Source organism: Streptomyces sp. NPDC050564 (genome assembly GCF_044457265.1).
Lineage (GTDB): Bacteria > Actinomycetota > Actinomycetes > Streptomycetales > Streptomycetaceae > Streptomyces.
Window position 1 is genome coordinate 25,396 of sequence record NZ_JBITGS010000051.1, and the last position, 17,169, is coordinate 42,564.

Consider the following 17,169-nt stretch of genomic DNA (forward strand, 5'->3'; position numbering starts at 1 on the left):
CGTCCAAAACCGTCGTCGGATCCAGAGACCATCTATCAGCGCCAGACACTGAACGGGGTTCGTCATGGAAGACAGAGTTCTCGTCTACACCCGGACACCGCTCGGCGAGTACACGGAGTCGCTGAGCAACAGCATCCACCTCGCGTTGAGCGAAGACGGAGCACCGTTTGAGCCGCTCAACCAGAACTACGGGATCTTGTTTCCCGAAGCCACGGTGAGCGAGCACAACACGATCCTGGAGAAGGGTGCCAAGAACCCCTTCCTGTTCCGCACGAGAGAAGGCGGGTTCGGGCTGGTCGCCGTCCGTGTCGCACCCCGGGGAGCACAGGACGAGGAAAGCCGTGGCTGTGTCCTGGTGTGGACGTCGACCGACCTGACGGAGTTCCGATCCCGAGGGCTCCTTCGGTTGCACAACTCCGTGCATGTCGATGCCGTCGCGTGTCAGTACGACGAGGCGGTCGGTGCGTACGAGTTTCTGTGGCGAGACGCCGACGGAAACGTGTTCGTGAACCAGGTTGTCGATCTCGCAGGAGGAGGGTCAAAGGGGCCTCGGCCGGGATCCCGGTTCCCGCAGGTTGCGGACCCCTGCAACCTGACGGACATCAACCCGGGGAACGTGCTCGCGGTGGAACCGTCGATCGCTCAAGCCGTTCGGGACCGGTGGACGCCCCTGGCGCATACGGAAACCCGCGTCCCCAAGACTGTCGTCGCGTCCTCCCTGTCGGAACTGGCCGCGGTGAAGGCGACAGCCGTCTACTCCGACGCCACCGCCGGCCCGCACAGTACGCAACGCCTCCGTCCGGCAGCACGACGGCGGCGCCGTGCACGCCGGGCGACGGCAGCCGCCACCGCACACCGCCGCCCCTCTGCAGATCCACCTCCGCAAGCCCCGACTCGGTGGTGATCAGCGCCCGCGCCGGCGATTCCCAGGCAAGACCATTCGGCCGCAGCGGCCAGTCCTCCCCGGCCAGGATCACGGAGGCCGTGATGCCCGGTGCCGTCCGGGCCGACACGGAATGTATCGAGTCGCCCTGGCATTCCACGCGGAAGCGTTGGCGGAGATTCCTGAGCAGGAGCGGCAGAAGATCATGGAGGTGATCGCTGCGGCCCTCGTGCGACTGGGGCCGTGGCCGGCGCCGGGCGGCTGGCACGGCGCGCAGTGGTTCCGGACGCGTTCGTGGGTGCAGTTCTGCGCATACGAGAACGGCATCTAGGTCGTCGACGTGGGATAGGCGGGCTGTCGGCGGCGGCTGAACCATGGCTCTTTCGAGATTCCCGGATGCTGTTGGCGATCTTCGGCTGGTCAACTGTCGGGAGCGGAGTGGGGTGTTCTGGCAGAGTCGTTGAAAAGCCTCATCCTGCGCCAAGGCGAGCTGATCGCGCTGGTCGGTGAGAACGGCGGCGGCAAGACCACCCTGTCCGCACTCCTCACCGGACTGCGCGTGGCCTCTACGGCCTCGGTGACCTGGGACGGGTTCAACCTCGCCGAGGCGGACCCGCACAGCGTGTGGGCGCGGGTCGGGCTGGTACCGCAGGAACGGTGACACGGTGTTCGGTGCCCACCGCCGCGCGGTTGTCCCGTCCTCCCGGCCACGAGACCGCCGACGATTCTGAGCCCGGCTCCGGACCGAGCCGCCGACGACCGTGCTGGATGGCCCGGTGCCGCCGCGGGCAGCGATGAAGCCGCACTCGGAAGTAAAGCAGTCGCAAAATACACAGAAACAGAACTAATCAGTCATTAAATGGTACAGAATGGGCATTGGCGGCAGCGGATGCACGCACCATTAGGACAGGTTCCATCGATCCTGGAGAGTTACATGACATACGGAGCGAATGTCGCTCCCAACCCGACCCCCCGGGCCAACGCCGCCCTGGCCGTTGACTGCGAAACATGCAATGGCTGGGGAAGCGTGATCACCCGCCAACGGCGTCATGAACTGTGCGGCACCTGCCAGCCCAGCGCTGACCGAGAGGATGGTGACAGCAGTAACGCCACCCGGTGATCACGCAGTTCCGTTGGTCATCACCGCCAGCTCACGGGATGGCCCCCCGGTCAGCGCCGAGGGGCAAGTCGTGCCGGAGTAATGAGCACGCCCGAGCCGCAGCCCCACAGGACGGCAGCCGTGATGATCAGCAACGTCTCCACTGGACGGAGCTTGGGGTCTCGTCGGCGCCGAGTAGGTCGGCACTGCCGAGAGATCCACTGCGTCGGTGCCCGTCCTACGCCACGGACGGGGCCGCGCCGGGCTGCGGGCCGAAGCAGCTGGCGAACTCCTCGCGGATACCGGGCGTGCTGAGGAAGCGAGCACTGCCTTCGAGGAACCGCGCCTTGTCGAGCTCCTGGGCCAGGACGCGTCCGGCGTACACCGTCGGATCCTCGTGCCAATCCCGAGCCTCGCGCGCAAGCTGCTCGTACTGTTCCTCATCGAGCTCAGTGCGAAGTTCCCTGACCATGCCCTCCACGGTAGCCGGGCAACCTCGCCAGAGTTGGGCTCAGCTACTTCGGTGTGCTGCGCTGACTGCGCAGCACGTGGCCCGGTCCACCGAGCGAGCAACCGTCGATTCTCCCTGGAATACGCAGCGCCGGTCAGGGTCAGGCCTGGCGCCAGGAACGCAGCCTCTCGGCGATGCCGTACGAGTCCAGCCGCAGCCCCCGGATGTCGTAGATCAGTTCCCGCCAGAGCTCAAACTTCGTGTCCACGCGTTCTCCGGAGGCCTCGAGGTAGGCAATGGCGGCGCCGTATCCGTACACCTCATTGCGGGCCGGGAGCGGGCGCAGCAGCACGCACTCCTCCAGCATGACCGCAGCCCGCCAGAAGGCGTCGGGATGGTGCTGATCATGCCGGGGCGGGTCGACCCGGTGGCGCTGGGCCATGCCGACGAGCACAGAGAAGTCGTTGACGGTCAGGTCGTCCCGGAGGATCTCTTCCTGGCGCTCGAGGAACCACCGGTAGTCGACGTACACGACGGGAGGCACAGGTCAGGCCGCCCGCGAGGTGTCGTGCGCGACGGACGGCAACCCGCCGAACTCGGCATCGAAGGCGTCCATGACGCCGGGCTCGCTGATCGCGCGGCGGAAAGCGGCGGTCGCCGTCTGCAGGGCTCGCTCTTGTTCCTTCTCCCCAGCCACCTTGGCGAGGTAGGCCTTCACAGACAGACCTTCGGCAGCGGCGAGGCCCTGCAGGGTGTCCCTGGTGCTCGTGTCGACCTTGACAGTGGTTTCAGCCATACCCCGTAGTATCCCGTACGGTATACGCGCCGCGCTACCACCTCTTGCGAGTGCATACGCCGCTTCGCCCGCTCATGGGCGGCACCGAAAGATGATGTCCATGGTGCTACGCGTGGCTGCTGGCGCTGAGAGCTGGGACTAGGCGCTGCATGGCCTTCGCCCCGTCGTCTTCGCCGTCGTTCATCCCTCCCGCTGCATCGGGCAACGTCAGTGCTGGCAGGCAGGATGACGGGCATGACAACACCTGCAGCTGTGATCACGGAAGCTGCGCCATCTTGAAGTAGCTGATCAGGGTGGTGGCGTGAGGGTCGTTGCTCGTGCTGGTGGCGGGCGGCAGTCTGAGGTGTAGATCGTCTGGCAAGGTTGGTTTTGCGGGTTCTCGTCCGTCGGGATCGGCGCCGCTCGTATGCTCCGGCGCATGATGGACCCCGAGATACAGGAACGGATCGCCGCACGTCGTGCGGAGCTGGACGGACTCGAAGAAGGCCCAACGGCTGGACCGCGCCCTGAAGAAGATCGCCCGGCGGCGCGGCGAGGTCGTCCTGATCGACGGCACTCAGATCCCCACCCAGCGCCGCACCGGGACGGCGAACCGGCCGAACTACTCCGGCAAACACCACCGCCACGGCCTGCACGTCCTCGCCCTGACCGACGAACGGGGCCGGATGATCTGGATCTCCGCGGCTCGGCTCGGCCGCACTCACGACATCACCGCCCGCCGTGACCGCATCCTGTCCCACCTACGCGCCGCCGGCCTCGGCGCCCTGGCCGATCTCGGCTTCCTCGGCCTGGACGACGACCCGGATGACCCCGTGATCGTCACCGGCTTCAAGGCCACCCGGGCCCGCAAGCTCACCACCAGCGAAAAAGGAAGCGAACCGGGCGCTCGCCGCCGCACGCGCCCCGGTCGAGCACGGCTTCGCCCCTCTCAAGAACTGGCGGATCCTCACCAAGCTCCGCACCGATCCCGCCCGCGCGACCGGCCTGCTGCGCGCCCTGTTCGTCCTAACGAACCTCGAAGGAGCCCGCTGACAGATGATCTACACCCGAGACCTCCGCCCAACACCAGCATGACCACGCCGAACGACCCTCACGCCACCACCCTGACCAGCTACTTCAAGAGGGCGCAGCTTCACTGAAGCTCGCAGCCACGGAGCGTCACGGAGTCCACGTAGGTTTCCGAAGCTCGATCGCCGGTTACCGGAAAGTCATATTCGGCGCGGTACGGCTCCGTCCTGCCAGCGGTAGAGGTCGCGCAGCAGGGAAATCTCGGCGCCGTGATGGATCAGCTCCCTGTTGACGTGCAGGACCCTGTTCTCCATGGGAAACCGCTCGGGACCCACCGTGGGCGGATTCTCCAGGTCAGCGTCCGAGAGTTCGCGGACCCCCGCGTTCCATCTCCCATACATCTCATCGAGCTGTTTCAGCGCCTCGTCAGCGGTTCCCGCGTAGGCGAATGTCTCGGAGTCGACGTCCTGGCCGCCGAAGTACCATCCGACCCGATAGCCCAGGCAGGAGACGATGATGTGCGCCAGCCTCCAGGCAATCGTGGTCACCGGCTCCGGCACTGGCACCGCGTCAGGGGACGCGGAGTCCATCGTCCACTCCCCCGAACCTTCCGACATCGGTGCGACCGACGTGCCACGTGGGCGGATGCTCCAGCAGCCGCGCACCGGCTCCCAGAAGTACTCCTCATCGGTAAGACCCTCCAGCCGCGGCCGCAGGTTCTTGCGCCAGTACCAGTCCAACTGCTCCGCGAGCCGCTCGCTTCTTGTCATGGCCGCACACTACATACAACTGAGACCTGGCTGCGCCCCTCGCGGACGCCGTCGCCGGCCGTGGGCCGCGAGAGCCTACCGCACCGGGAGATGACGCTGGGGGCTGATGTGCCCTTCGGGCCGCGCCGCCGCGAGCGGCTGTTTGACATTAACAACCCGGCTGGCTGGGTTGGGTTCAATGACCCAAATGTGACGGCCGCGACCGATGACATGACGGTTGATCAAGACCGCAGATTCCCGCCCGAGATCAGCATGAGTATCCCGAGCGAGCGCCACGCCAGAGCCTCCGACCTGCATTTCGAAGCTGGCGAAGCCTCACAGATCGCGCGCCTGCCTGGCCAGGGTGTTTGTGCTCGTCGATACAGCGCGCCAGCTCGGCCAATTGCTCAATGTGCTCCACGTCTGGAGGACGGTCGAATCCCGTCACGAGGGTGCGCCCGTAAGGGGGTTGAGCTGGTCGTATATGGCGGTTGGCTGAAGGGTGGCGGCCTGGCGGGCCGTCGGGAACCTCGTCGACAATGATCCGCTACAGCCGGCCGTGCCCTCTTTCGGGGCACGTAAGGCACGACACGGTTCGGACAACGAGAGTGATCGGCCCAATGCCGTCTGCTGGGCTCCAGACTCTTCCCATGGGTTCCATGGTTGATTCATCCCGGCAGTGCCTGCTTGCGGCGCTGGGAGAACGAGAAACGATCGATGTGCGTGAAGTCCTGGCGCAGTCCCTTGGGCGGGCTCCCACGAAGGGTGAGGTGAGCGCGGCGCGGAAAGCCGCACGCCGGATTGCTGAGGAGGGGGATGCGGTGCTGTTGACTCTGTATCCCGGGCAGGCTGAGGGCGGTCAGCGGGGGAGTCACGCGGTCCTGCATCTGACCGTGGAGCGCCGAGCCATCAAGGAGTGACCGTGCCGGGTGGAGTTCGCCACGGAGAAGTGGGATGCGGTCATCGATGAGGGCATGAGGCTCACTCAGGAGAAGATCGAGAGCGATCCGATGCTCTCTCGCCTGCTGCCAGGCTGGAAGGCAACACCGAGAGCTGAAGCACGGGCGCAGAGCTGAACGTCATGGCGGCTTCCGGGGCTGGCTGTGCCTGGGCAAGCAACCCCGGGGAAGCCGCCGGCGGTCGCCTGGGGCGGCGGGTGGTCCGTCAACCGTCAGTACGAGGCACTCACCCTCCAGCTGAACCTGGACGTTGAGGGCCCAGCCCGCTCCTCACGAGCTGGTCTTCTGCAGCGAGCTCTCATCGGGGGAGGGGACTTGGATGCTGTCGAGGAGCTCCCCAAATCGGATTTTTCGTCCATGACCCGCGACACGAACATGCTCGGCGAGTATCTGCGCGCCCGCCGCGAACTCGTCACGCCGGACAGTGTCGGTCTGCCGCAGTTCGGCGTCCGCCGCGTTCCCGGCCTGCGGCGCGAGGAAGTCGCGATGCTCGCCGGCATCAGCGCCGACTACTACCTGCGCCTCGAACAGGGCCGCGACCGCAACCCTTCGGTCCAGATCCTCGAATCGCTCGCCCGTGTGCTCCAACTCGACGACGACAGCACTGCCTATCTGCTCGGCCTCGGGTCCGACAGGCCCCGCCGCACACGCCGTCGGCCCCGAAAGGAGGCCGTGCCATCTGGTATCCGCAAGCTCCTGGACTCGCTGACACTGCCGGCCTTCCTCGAAGGCCGCTACTTCGAAGTGCTGGCCGCCAACCCTCTGGCGACGGCGCTCCAGCCCCGCCTGGCCACCGGCCGCAACCGCTTGCGGGATGTCTTCCTCGATCCGGCCGAACGGTCCCTCTACCCGGATTGGGAGGACGCCACCGCCGGCCTGGTCGCCGGCTTCCGCCAGTCGGTCGGCACGGACACCGACGACCCGCGATTCATCGAACTCGTGGGCGAACTCTCCCTCGCGAGCGACCGGTTCCGCCAGCTCTGGGCACGCCATGACGTCCACGCCAGTGAAGGCGCATCCGTCACGCTCGACCATCCGCAAGTCGGCGAACTCACCCTGAACCGGGGGAAACTTGCGATCTCCGGATCGGTCGGCCTGCTCCTCGTCGTCCACCACGCCGACCGCAACACCGAAAACGTCGAGAAGCTCAACCTGCTGTCCTCCTACCAAGCCGTTCCTCACACCCCAGACCCCCCAGACCGCGCCACCGCGACACCCGAGTGACTCGCAACCCGCGCCAAGGCCGATGTGATGGCGTGACAGCCGACGCATCGGTGGTGCAGGCCATACATGCGTTTCAACGATGGACAACGGACAAGACCAAACCCAGTCCACAACTTCATTCATCGCCGTCGGCCTCCTCGTCCGCACACAGTGCGCCGCCAGCCCCACAGCACCCGCCGCCTGGCCGACCACCCGAAGAAGAGGTCCGCAGATGCACACCGACAGCGACTCCGCGACCCTGAGCGCCTCTGATCTGTCCATGACGTGTCATCGGGAAGCAGCGGGGCCGCCGAGGTAAGCCCCAAAGCGACCCAGGACTTCTCCGGCTACTTGGTGCCGGTTCAGGCGGCTTAAGTTGGTCCGGTAGCGGCAGGCGCGTTCGGGGCTCTGGCTGCCGAAGGCGGCGAGGTCGGCGTGGAAGACGGCGTCGAGGAGGCCGGCGTCTTCCACGCCGGGGGCGCAGACGACTTTGCCGAGTTCGAGGCCGCGCAGGCCGGCGGTGACGACGTCCTCGGCGGACATGCGGGCCACGACGCTCATGTCGAGGCCCTGGCGCGTGTGGAATTCGGTGGCGACGACGCCGGGGCACAGCACCTGTGCTCGTGGCCTCGCCGCTCGGCGCGGCGCTGCAGCGGATGGCGGCGAACCGCGTGACTGACGGGTCAATGGGCGCCGGACACAGGTACGGTGGTGAGCCGTCGCCTTTCAATCGCCTCCGGTGGCCAGGAGTTTGGCCACGGCTACGCGCTCGCTTCCTTGACGGCGAAGGAGCGCAGGTCGGCTACTCTTGGCCACGTGGAGATCCATTTTCGGGCCCAACCGAGTGCATGACCGCCTGCCAAGTTCCTAGTCGCTGCCTTGTCCGTGAGCGCCGGTAAGAGTGCGACTTCCTCGCGACGTCAGCGGTCTTTGCGTTTCAGTCACGTGACTGATACCCGTCGGCTCCCCCATTTTGCACCATGGTGATACCCGCCGCGACGACATGAACGCGGCCCTCTCACCGTCCTGCCGCGCCCACGGCTGGCACCACAGGACGTGATGAGCGATTTCATTGGAGTGCTCAAATGGACAGCGAAAATTCCTCACCTTCCCTGAGTCGACGCCGCTTTGTCGGAGTGACCGCGGGTATCGGCGCGGCTGTCGGTGCTGTGGGACTGTTCGGCAACCAGATCCTCCAGCCGGCCGAGGCCTCCTCCGCCACCGAAGACCGGACGCGGGTCGAGACCATCGAACTGGGCAAGGTCACCATCACCCGTGTCGTGGAGTTCAGCGGTCCAGTTGGATTGACGTCTCGTCAGTTCTTCCCGTCCAGCTCGAAGGAACTGTGGCAGGAGAACAAGGACTGGCTGAGCCCGGACTTCTGGAAGCCGAGCACCGACATGGTTTACTCCGCTCTGCAGACGTGGGTTCTGCGCAGCGAGGGCAAGACCATCCTGATCGACACGGGCGCCGGGAACGACAAGTTCCGTCCGTACGCCAAGCAGTGGCAGTACATGGACACCGGCTTCCTGCGCCGACTCGCCCGCGCCGGAGTCAGGCCGCAGGACGTTGATGTCGTCGTCAACACCCACCTGCACAACGACCATGTCGGCTGGAACACGCGTCGTGAGGGCCGTGACTGGGTGCCCACCTTCCCCAACGCCACGTACCTGATCCCGAAGGTCGAATTCGACTTCTGGAACCCGCAGGGGCCGGTGCGGCCGAAGTACTGGCAGGGCAACCAGAACGTCTGGGAGGACAGCGTGCTCCCGGTTCACGAGGCCGGTCTGGTGAAGCTGTGGGACGGCTCGCACACGCTCGACTCCAGCCTGAAGCTGGATCTCGCGCCCGGGCACACTCCCGGCTCGTCCGTGGTTCGGCTGGAGTCGGGAACTGACAGGGCGGTGTTCATTGGCGACCTGCTCCACACAGCACTCCAGCTCGAGCACCCGGAATTCAACAGTTGCTTCGAGGAAGACGAGAAGCAGGCGCTCGCGAGCCGGCGCCGAGAACTGGAGTGGGCCGCCGACCACAAGGCCCTCGTCCTTCCCGCGCATCTTCCCGGCCACGGCGCTGCCGAAGTGAAGCGCAACGGCAGCCAGTTCAAGATCACGGATTGGGCGGGCTTCAGCCGCAGCTGACCCGGCCGGACGAAGCTCCCGGCATCCCGGGCCCCCTCCGACGGCCACTCCGGCGATGAGCGAAGGGGCACTGCATCCGCTGGGCCACGATCGAGGCGTCGGCACGGACACACCGGCCCGGCACTCCGCAACCATCCGGGCTCCCTGGGCACCCATCCACCGCTCAGCGGAGGCGGATGCCCACCACCATGCTCCAAAGCGACCGTCGTGTTCTCGGAGCGCCCGCAGAGATAAGGACGGCGCCGGGAATGGGTGGAGCTGCTCGATCCACCCGGAAGGAGCCGGGAGCGCAACTGGGGCTGGAACCGGCCGTGTTGACCCGGTGCCCGGTGATGTCGGTGGTGTGAGGTGAACTCCGGGCGCAACGCCGGGCGGGGTCCGCAGCCGACGCAGGACGCGGCACCTCGTGCGGAACAGCGCCATTGACGCCGAGGACCGGATCGAGCACGTCGATCCGGTCCTCTCTGCCGTGTCGTCGGCGCTGGTGGGGCCGGAGTACTCGGCATGATCGTGGCGCAGGTGTAGGGGCGTGAAAGGCAGGCCAGGGCTCGGACAGCTCTCACGCCCCCCAAGGGGCCGGGCGCAGGGGTAAGGCGCCCGGGGGAATCCCTTGTGCGGTTCGACGACTTCATGTGACCGCTCGTCGTCGCGCTCCACGAATCTGTCATGCGGAATCGAGCCGCGGGTATCCGTCAGCCGACTGCAGCGCGACGGGCGCCGCCCGGCAGACGGCACGCTCGTCAGCGCGCATTCGGGGCAGACTCGGCGCTCAGCCCTGGACGCCGGTACCCGACAGGCTGCCTTCGAGCACGTCGCGCAGTTGTGAGCGGGCGGTGATGCCCAGCTTGGGGAAGACCCGGTAGAGGTGGGAGCCGACCGTGCGCGGTGAGAGGAACAGCTTCTCCCCGATCTCGCGGTTCGTGAGACCGCGGGCCGCCAGTTGGACGATCTGCTGCTGTTGCGGGCTGAGTTCAGTGAAGGCGCTGGGCACCACGTCGGTCGCCTCGATGCCGGCGGCGCGCAGTTCTGCCTGTGCCCGCTCGATCCACGGCCGCGCGCCGAGGCGCTGGAAGGTTTCCAGGGCGGCGCTCAGCAGCGGACGGGCCTCGGCGATACGGCGCTGCCGCCGCAGCCATTCCCCGTAGTCGAGCCGCGTCTGCGCCCGTTCGAAGGGCCACTGTTCGCCCACGGGATCCGCGAGCGCCGTCTGGAAGAACGGTTCCGCGTGCTCGGGATCCGCCAGCAGGGCGCGGCCTCGGTCGATCAGTGCGGCCACCCGTGCCGACATGCTCTCACCCAGCCGCCGTGCCGACCGTTCCAGCAGCTCCGCGGCGTGCTCTTGCTGGCCTCGGCGGACGGCCGCTGCTGCGAGTTCGGCCAGGACGGTGTAGGAGACGTGGTAGTGGACCGGATCGCCGTCGTCGGTGAACGCGGAGCGGAACTGCGTGTACGCGGTGTCGTAGTCGCCCTCGGCCACGGCCGCCAGCCCCAGGGCACGACGGGCGAAGACCGCGACGGAGCGGCTCTCCAGTGGATCGACGAGGGACAGGGCTCGCTCGGCGAGCCGGCGCGCGGTGTCCGGGTCGCCGAGCAGGCTGGCCACCGTCGCGTCGAGTGCCTGGGCACACGCCTCGGCGTGGTCAAGTCCGGCCGATGACGCCATAGCCGCGATGTCGGCCGCCACGGAGCGGGCCTCGGCCCATCGGCCCTGCTCCAGGCGGGTCCAGCCGGCCGCGCATCCCAGTCCGTCCGGGAGTGGTCCATGGGCCTGCCACTGGTCGAACGCCTCGTCGAAGGTCCTGGCGGCGAGGGTGGTCTGGTCGAGCAACCAGGCGACGATGGCCAGCGCGGTCAGGCGCTTGGCGTCACCCTTGGCCTCGGCGATGAGCCCGGGCAGCACCGGTGCGAGCAACCCTCCTGCGCCGCTGGGGTCGGAGACGGCCAGTACCCAGGCGTGCAGCGCCGCTCTGGCGGCATCGTCGGGCATGCGGGAGACGAGGCTCTGGATCTGTCGCTGCTGGGACTCCTCGCCCGAGTAGTAACGGACCACGGCCGCCGCAGCCAGCGCGTCGAGTACGAGGGGCGACCGGGCGTCCGCCGCCTCGTCGGCGACACGCATGAGAAGGGCGAAGGCTGCCGTGTGATGGGTGCCAAGGGACATGAGCTGTCCGGTGGCCAGCGCGGCTCTGCCCAGCAGCTCCTGGTCGTCGGTGCATTCGCGGACCGCGGCGGCCAGGTGTTCCACCCACCCGAGCTGGCCGGTGAAGACGGCGGTGGCGGCGGCTTCGGTCAGCAGGCGCGCCCGGTCCTCACGGCGCGGGCTGAGTTCCGCGGCGCGCTCCTGGGCCGCGGCGGCGGCCGCGAAGCCACCTCGGCGCCGGGCTCGGTCAGCCGTCTGCTGCAAGGCGGCCGACACGTCCTGGTCGGGGCGTACGGCCGCGGCGGCGAGGTGCCATGCGCGACGGTCGGGCTCCTCGCGCAGCAGTTCCGCGAGAGCCAGGTGCGCCTGGCGGCGTTCCTCGAAGGACGCGGAGTGGTAGACGGCGGAGCGGACGAGGGGGTGGCGGAAGGAGATCCCGGATCCGTCCTGGCGTACGAGACCGGCTAGGTCCGCGGGTTCCCATGCCGTGCCGTCCGCCTCGAGGAGTCCCATGGCGGCTGCCTGCGTGTCCGCTGCGTCGGCGGCCGCGAGGAGCAGCAGGATGCGGCGGGTGGGTTCCGGCAGGCCCGCCGCGTGCCCCGCGAAGATCTGCTCCAGTCGGTCGGTGACCGGCAGTGGTCCCTCCACGCTGCTGCCCTCGGGCTGCCGGATCGCGGTGGCGTGTGCGAGTTCCACCAGGGCCATCGGGTTGCCGGCCGCCTCTTCGAGGATCCGTACCCGGGTTCGGCCGGTGGGTGGCGTGGGCTGCCGGTCAAGCAGCCGGTTGGCCGCCTCACCGTCCAGCGGGCCTAGTTCGAGGCGCTCATATCCCTTGTCGAAGCCGGGCAACGCGTCCGCGGTGCGGACTCCCACCAACAGCGTGACGGGCTCGCTGTCCATGCGTCGCGCCACGAAGGAGAGAGCGTCCAGCGATTCGCGGTCGATCCACTGCGCGTCGTCGACCACCGCCAGCAGCGGGGCGGTTTCCGCCAGCTCCGACAACAAGGTCAGCACCGCCAGACCGACGATCATCGCGTCGGGGGTCCCGGCACACTCGTCCAGCCCCAGGACGGCACGGAGCGCGGACCGCTGCCGCGACGGCAGAATCTCCGCGGCACCGATCACCGGACGCAACAACTGATGAAGACCGGCGAATCCGAGGTGCGCCTCGGATTCGCTCCCCACCGCCCGCAGCACGCGGCCGCCCGCACCCCGTGCGCGGTCGGCCGCGAGGTCGAGCAGCGTGCTCTTTCCGGCGCCGGGGTCACCCGTGACGATCAACACGTCGCTGTGGGATCGGGCGGCGCCCACACGCCGGATGATTTCTGAGGTTTCGGCTTCTCGGCCTACCAGCGGCAGATCGGAATTCCACGTCGAGCGCTGGTCCCCACGAGCCGTTACATCGTTTTCCACGGATGCTCCAGGGAATTGAGATATCCCAGATACTAGCGTGCGAGAACCACGGCAGCGTCCGCGGTAGCGGCATAGAGGCTGCTCAAAAGCACATCCGAGCGCAGTCGTCGTCCGGGATATTCCTGGCCGTGGCATCCAAGGAGTTCTATCCGCCCGCGGACCGGCACGGCGGGACATCGGGCAGGCTCGGGCGCCCTCGCGGGTGACCAGCGCCGATGCAGTCACGTGACGCATACCCCCGGCTGTTCGACCGGTCGCAGAATCGTGAAACGGGCACGGCCGCGCCTTTCCGGGTCGGCGGACAGACACGGCCGTGCGTCGCCGGTGGCGTCGCGCCACCACAGACGGGGATCGAGCAAGCCGTACATCTCCACCGGAAGGCGCTGTCATGGTTACTGGACGCTCGTGGCTGGTCGGACTCGGGTTCCGTACGCCACGCGGACGGCTCGTACGCCACTTCTACGTCGTGGACGGCATGGCCGATCCGGAGCGGGCCCACGAGGCTGCTCTTGAGCGGGCGAACGACCCGAGCGAACGCGCGGCGCACGCCAACCTGCGGCTCGACGACAGCTGCGTCGAGATGCGCCGGGTGTCGCGTGATGCTCTGGGCACCTGGCGGCTGTGCGTCCCCAGTCCCTGCACTGCCTAGCTCCCTGGAACCGACGGAGGCAGGCCAGTCCGGCGCCGCGCGATCGTCGACTCCGACAACGGACGCGTTGTCTTTGCGGCACCTCCCGGAGCAGTCACCTGACGCATACCGGACGCAACCCCTGCGTGCCGAGACTGGTGACGCGGACGGTGACCGGTCAGGACCTCAGGGACAGTCTCCGGCCGTGCACAGGCGAAACGATCTACGGAGACCCCCATGGTGACAAGGACGACGACATCGCTGTGGGACCGCTTCGCCGCCGTCGACCCCGGACTGATCCGTCTGGCCTCCGCGACGCGCGCCGTCCTCGGCACCGCCGCGGCCCTTGCCGTGCTGACAACGCTGCAGGCGCCCGAGACGGCGCTGGTGGTCGGCGGCTTCACCGCGATGGTGACATCACTGGCGATCAGTGACCTGCACCCGCGCAACCAGCTCATCACTCTTGGACTCGGCGCTCCGCTCTCCCTCGCCACGCTGGCCGCCGGAGCCGTGCTGACGCCGTACCCGACGGCAGCCAAGCTGGTCTTCCTGGTGGTGATCTACCTTGCCGTCCAGGCCCGCCGGTTCGGACCACGAGGGCTGGGCCTGGGGATCTTCGGTTTCATGGCCTTCCTGCTGTCTCAGTTCACCCGGGCCCCAGCAGACCAGCTTCCGCAGCTCGGTGCGTCGGTGCTCGTGGCGTTCGGGGCTGTCACGGCCGTCTGGTACTGCGCCGGCCCCGTCACGGCGGCCGGAGTTCTGAGGCGGCTGCGGCACGCATTCGACGTGCGTCTGCACGACGTCCTGCGGGACACGGCCTCGATGGTCGCCACTGGGCAGGACGTCGGCACCTGGAGCCGCTCGTTGCAGGACCGCCTCGACAGGCTGCACGCATCCGTGCTGCTGATCGAGGACTTTCTCGACGAGCGCGCCGTCGACGAGGACACCGAGGCGCTGCTGTGGCACATCAGCCGGGTGGAGGTGGCCGCGCAGCGTCTTGCCGTACTGACGGTCCGCGCGGTCCGCACACCGGCGGCCCGCAACGATCTGGCGGAACGGACAGCGCGACAGCGGCTCGCGCAGCGGATCCGCGCTCTGAGCCACCGGCTCACCACGGAAACGGCTGGTGCGCCCGAGCAGCGTGAGGAGAGGTACGACGCCGGTCCGGCGAACCGGCCGACCGGCTCCGCACACGTGCAGGACTGCTTCCCGGCAGTCGACGAACTCGCTGCAGCCCTGAGGGTTCTCGGCCCACGAGGCCGCCGGGCAGGACTCGGGAACCCCCTGAGCAAGCCCGCCTCGCGAGCCTTCGGGACGGTGCCACAGAGGGACAGAGACACCGAAAGCCTGCAGCGCGGAGCCACCCGTCAGGCGTTTCAGGTGACCACTGCCTCGGCCCTCGCCATCGCGGGCGGTCATCTTCTGTCCCCGCACCTGTGGTACTGGGCCGTCGTGGCCGCATGGGTCGTCTTCATCAAGACCGAGAGCACCGGCGAGGTACTGCTGCAGAGCGCCCGGAGGCTGGCGGGCACCGTCCTCGGCGTGGTGTTCGGCTACGGCCTCGCCGCCCTGGTCGGCGGAGACGGCGCTGCCCTGCTGATCCTGCTCCTGCTGTGCATGTTCGGGATGTTCTACACCCCGTCACAGGCCTACTGGGCCGTCACGTTCTTCATCACCGGCACGCTCAGCATGCTGCTCGCGCTCATGGACACCTTCTCGACCCACGTGCTGCTCCTGCGTGTCCAGGAGACCGCACTGGGAGTGTCCTGCGGGATTCTTGCTGCCGCCCTCGTCCTTCCCACCACGGTCCGCCGAGCCAGTGACGAGGAGCTGGTCGGCTTCCTGCGCGTCCTGGACCGCCTCCTTCGGGCCATCGCGTCACAAACCCCGTACACAGAAACCCCGACGAGCTGGGTCCATGCGGCACACGACCTCGACCAGGCACTGGAATCCTTCCGCAAGGCGTGCCTGCCTCTCACCCATCCGCTCAATCCACAGCGTGCCCGACGCCACCGCGCCCGCCACCTGCTGGAACTCATCGAGGCCGGCGCGTACCACGCACGGAGCCTGGCCGCCACGGCCGAACGTCTCCCGGCGGGCCACGTCCCCGAGTGCGCCACCCGTCTCACCGCCGCGGCCGACCGCGCGCACGAGACGGCGGCCCACCTGATCCGCGTCACCGGCCACCGGCCGGAAAGTACCGCGCGCACGGCACCCCCCATGGTCATCGGGGCACTGTCCCTGCTCTCGGACGAGCGACGCGTGAGCCGCGACCGGCCGTCGCTGGAGCAACGCCTGCTCCTGCACATCAATCGCCTCGATGCCACCTTGACCGCGCTCGTACGAGCCCTGGCCCCACTCACCTCGGACCACAACCACACCGCTTCGGTCCCTTCCGAGCGCGTTGACATCCCGGCGCCGCACCTCCCGGACCCGGCCGCCGCGGTGCGCTGCACCGATCTCGCCCACCGGTGCGAACGCGCCCAAGCCGGCTGACACCCCGGCAGATCGCATAACGGCCGCCGCGCACAACACGACCGGCAAACGGCCGATACGCATCCGGCTCCGGCCTCTGACTGCAGTGAGGTCGCCATGTGCTCGTCGACGAGGTATCCAGGAATGGAACTCGGAACGGGAGCCGCCTCACCTTTTTTCACCTGGCCACAAGAGGAAAACCCCGTGCTCAGAGCTGTACACACAGGTGCAGTCACGTGACGGATACCGGGCCCGCCAGGGCCGCTCGTACGGTTGAGTAAATCCTCCGAATTCCAAGGACATCCCATGGAACAGATCACCCTCGGCAATGTCTCCATCACCCGGGTGTGGGAATACTTCGGTCCCGTCGAAATGACGCCCGACACGTTCTTCCCGGAAAGCTCGAAGGAAGTCTGGGAGACCGGTGCCGACTGGCTGGCCCCGCATTTCCTGGATTCCGAGACCAACATCGTGAATTCCGCGATCCAGACCTGGCTGCTGCGCAGCGAGGGCAAGACGATCCTGGTCGACACCGGCGTCGGCAACCACAAGGAGCGTCCCTACGCCCCGGTATGGAGCCACCTCGAAACGGACTTCCTGGCCAACCTCGCCCGGGCCGGCGTCCAGCCCGAGGACGTGGACATCGTGATCAACACGCATCTCCACATCGACCACGTCGGCTGGAACACCTACCTGCACGACCGGCAGTGGGTCCCCACCTTCCCCAACGCCACCTACCTGATGCCCAAGGACGACTTCGACTTCTGGAACCCCGAGAACGGCCACCAGCCGCTCCTCGGCCGCGGCAACCAGAACGTCTTCGAGGACAGCGTGGCCCCCGTCCACCAGGCCGGCCTGACCCAGCTGTGGGAGAACAGCCACCAGATCGACGCGAACCTGCGCCTGGACACGGCTCCCGGGCACACCCCCGGCTCCTCCGTGCTGACCCTCACCTCCGGCACGGACCGCGCGGTATTCGTCGGCGACATGCTGCACAGCCCGGTACAGATCCTGGAGCCAGACGCCAACAGCTGCTTCTGCGAGAACCCCGCCGAAGCCCGCGCCACCCGCCGCAAGGTGCTGGGCTGGGCCGCCGACAACAACGCTCTGCTGATCCCGGCCCACCTGGGCGGCCACGGCGCCACCGAAGTCGTACGCGACGGAAGCACCTTCGCCATCAAGGGCTGGGCGCCCTTCACCCCGTACACCGAGCAGCGCTGAAGC

Annotated in this window: 16 protein-coding genes and 2 pseudogenes; 11 read left to right on the forward strand and 7 right to left on the reverse strand. The window is 67.8% G+C overall.

Annotation, left to right across the window (positions count from 1 at the left end):
• Window positions 1–64: 64 nt before the first annotated feature.
• From ACIBK0_RS45535 to ACIBK0_RS45545, 3 genes are all read left to right on the forward strand, one after another.
• Complete coding sequence (locus tag ACIBK0_RS45535) at window positions 65–904, forward strand: hypothetical protein (protein ID WP_399094359.1); 840 nt, start codon at window positions 65–67, stop codon at window positions 902–904.
• Between the two features lie 148 nt (window positions 905–1,052).
• Window positions 1,053–1,214, forward strand: a complete 162-nt coding sequence (locus tag ACIBK0_RS45540; protein ID WP_399094362.1) for a hypothetical protein — start codon at window positions 1,053–1,055, stop codon at window positions 1,212–1,214.
• Window positions 1,215–1,343: 129 nt separating this feature from the next.
• Entirely contained in the window at window positions 1,344–1,544 is a 201-nt protein-coding gene (locus tag ACIBK0_RS45545) for an ATP-binding cassette domain-containing protein (RefSeq protein WP_399094365.1), read from the forward strand.
• Window positions 1,545–2,220: 676 nt separating this feature from the next.
• Here ACIBK0_RS45545 and ACIBK0_RS45550 read toward each other — a convergent pair.
• The 3 genes from ACIBK0_RS45550 to ACIBK0_RS45560 all read right to left on the reverse strand — a co-directional run bounded on the left by ACIBK0_RS45550 (window position 2,221) and on the right by ACIBK0_RS45560 (window position 3,229).
• Entirely contained in the window at window positions 2,221–2,454 is a 234-nt protein-coding gene (locus ACIBK0_RS45550) for a hypothetical protein (protein WP_399094368.1), read from the reverse strand.
• Window positions 2,455–2,593: 139 nt separating this feature from the next.
• Window positions 2,594–2,977, reverse strand: coding sequence for a toxin Doc (locus tag ACIBK0_RS45555; protein ID WP_399094371.1), 384 nt, complete (start codon window positions 2,975–2,977; stop codon window positions 2,594–2,596).
• Between the two features lie 3 nt (window positions 2,978–2,980).
• The gene (locus ACIBK0_RS45560; RefSeq protein WP_307679828.1) at window positions 2,981–3,229 is read right to left on the reverse strand and encodes an antitoxin MazE7; all 249 of its coding nucleotides are present in this window, start codon (window positions 3,227–3,229) and stop codon (window positions 2,981–2,983) included.
• Between the two features lie 458 nt (window positions 3,230–3,687).
• On the opposite strand from ACIBK0_RS45560, the pseudogene ACIBK0_RS45565 reads away from it, so the two are divergent.
• Both ACIBK0_RS45565 and ACIBK0_RS45570 read left to right on the forward strand, forming a co-directional pair.
• A pseudogene (locus tag ACIBK0_RS45565) lies at window positions 3,688–3,963 on the forward strand (transposase family protein); the annotation flags it as partial.
• A 175-nt stretch (window positions 3,964–4,138) separates the two neighbouring features.
• Window positions 4,139–4,261 (forward strand): annotated as a pseudogene (locus ACIBK0_RS45570) (IS5/IS1182 family transposase); the annotation flags it as partial.
• A gap of 176 nt (window positions 4,262–4,437) precedes the next feature.
• Here ACIBK0_RS45570 and ACIBK0_RS45575 read toward each other — a convergent pair.
• Both ACIBK0_RS45575 and ACIBK0_RS45580 read right to left on the reverse strand, forming a co-directional pair.
• Window positions 4,438–5,007 carry a DinB family protein gene (locus ACIBK0_RS45575; RefSeq protein ID WP_399094375.1) on the reverse strand — a complete coding sequence of 190 codons (570 nt, stop codon included), beginning with the start codon at window positions 5,005–5,007 and terminating at the stop codon, window positions 4,438–4,440.
• A 647-nt stretch (window positions 5,008–5,654) separates the two neighbouring features.
• The gene (locus tag ACIBK0_RS45580; RefSeq protein WP_399094378.1) at window positions 5,655–5,861 is read right to left on the reverse strand and encodes a hypothetical protein; all 207 of its coding nucleotides are present in this window, start codon (window positions 5,859–5,861) and stop codon (window positions 5,655–5,657) included.
• Between the two features lie 54 nt (window positions 5,862–5,915).
• Between ACIBK0_RS45580 and ACIBK0_RS45585 the strand changes: the two genes are divergently transcribed.
• On the forward strand, window positions 5,916–6,062 hold the full coding sequence (locus ACIBK0_RS45585) for a hypothetical protein (RefSeq protein WP_399094381.1): 147 nt from the start codon (window positions 5,916–5,918) through the stop codon (window positions 6,060–6,062).
• 240 nt (window positions 6,063–6,302) lie between these two features.
• Window positions 6,303–7,169 carry a helix-turn-helix domain-containing protein gene (locus tag ACIBK0_RS45590; RefSeq protein ID WP_399094384.1) on the forward strand — a complete coding sequence of 289 codons (867 nt, stop codon included), beginning with the start codon at window positions 6,303–6,305 and terminating at the stop codon, window positions 7,167–7,169.
• A gap of 267 nt (window positions 7,170–7,436) precedes the next feature.
• Here ACIBK0_RS45590 and ACIBK0_RS45595 read toward each other — a convergent pair whose 3' ends face one another.
• Entirely contained in the window at window positions 7,437–7,763 is a 327-nt protein-coding gene (locus ACIBK0_RS45595; protein WP_399094386.1) for a hypothetical protein, read from the reverse strand.
• A 470-nt stretch (window positions 7,764–8,233) separates the two neighbouring features.
• Between ACIBK0_RS45595 and ACIBK0_RS45600 the strand changes: the two genes are divergently transcribed.
• Entirely contained in the window at window positions 8,234–9,289 is a 1,056-nt protein-coding gene (locus ACIBK0_RS45600) for an MBL fold metallo-hydrolase (protein WP_399094389.1), read from the forward strand.
• Between the two features lie 769 nt (window positions 9,290–10,058).
• On the opposite strand, the gene ACIBK0_RS45605 is transcribed toward ACIBK0_RS45600, so the two are convergent.
• Entirely contained in the window at window positions 10,059–12,842 is a 2,784-nt protein-coding gene (locus ACIBK0_RS45605; protein WP_399094392.1) for an AAA family ATPase, read from the reverse strand.
• Between the two features lie 388 nt (window positions 12,843–13,230).
• Here ACIBK0_RS45605 and ACIBK0_RS45610 point away from each other — a divergent pair, with 388 nt between their 5' ends.
• The 3 genes from ACIBK0_RS45610 to ACIBK0_RS45620 all read left to right on the forward strand — a co-directional run bounded on the left by ACIBK0_RS45610 (window position 13,231) and on the right by ACIBK0_RS45620 (window position 17,166).
• Window positions 13,231–13,491, forward strand: a complete 261-nt coding sequence (locus ACIBK0_RS45610; RefSeq protein WP_399094395.1) for a hypothetical protein — start codon at window positions 13,231–13,233, stop codon at window positions 13,489–13,491.
• A gap of 216 nt (window positions 13,492–13,707) precedes the next feature.
• Window positions 13,708–15,966: an FUSC family protein gene (locus tag ACIBK0_RS45615; protein WP_399094398.1), complete on the forward strand. Its 2,259-nt coding sequence runs from the start codon at window positions 13,708–13,710 to the stop codon at window positions 15,964–15,966.
• Window positions 15,967–16,251: 285 nt separating this feature from the next.
• Window positions 16,252–17,166, forward strand: coding sequence for an MBL fold metallo-hydrolase (locus tag ACIBK0_RS45620; RefSeq protein WP_399094401.1), 915 nt, complete (start codon window positions 16,252–16,254; stop codon window positions 17,164–17,166).
• Window positions 17,167–17,169: the final 3 nt, after the last annotated feature.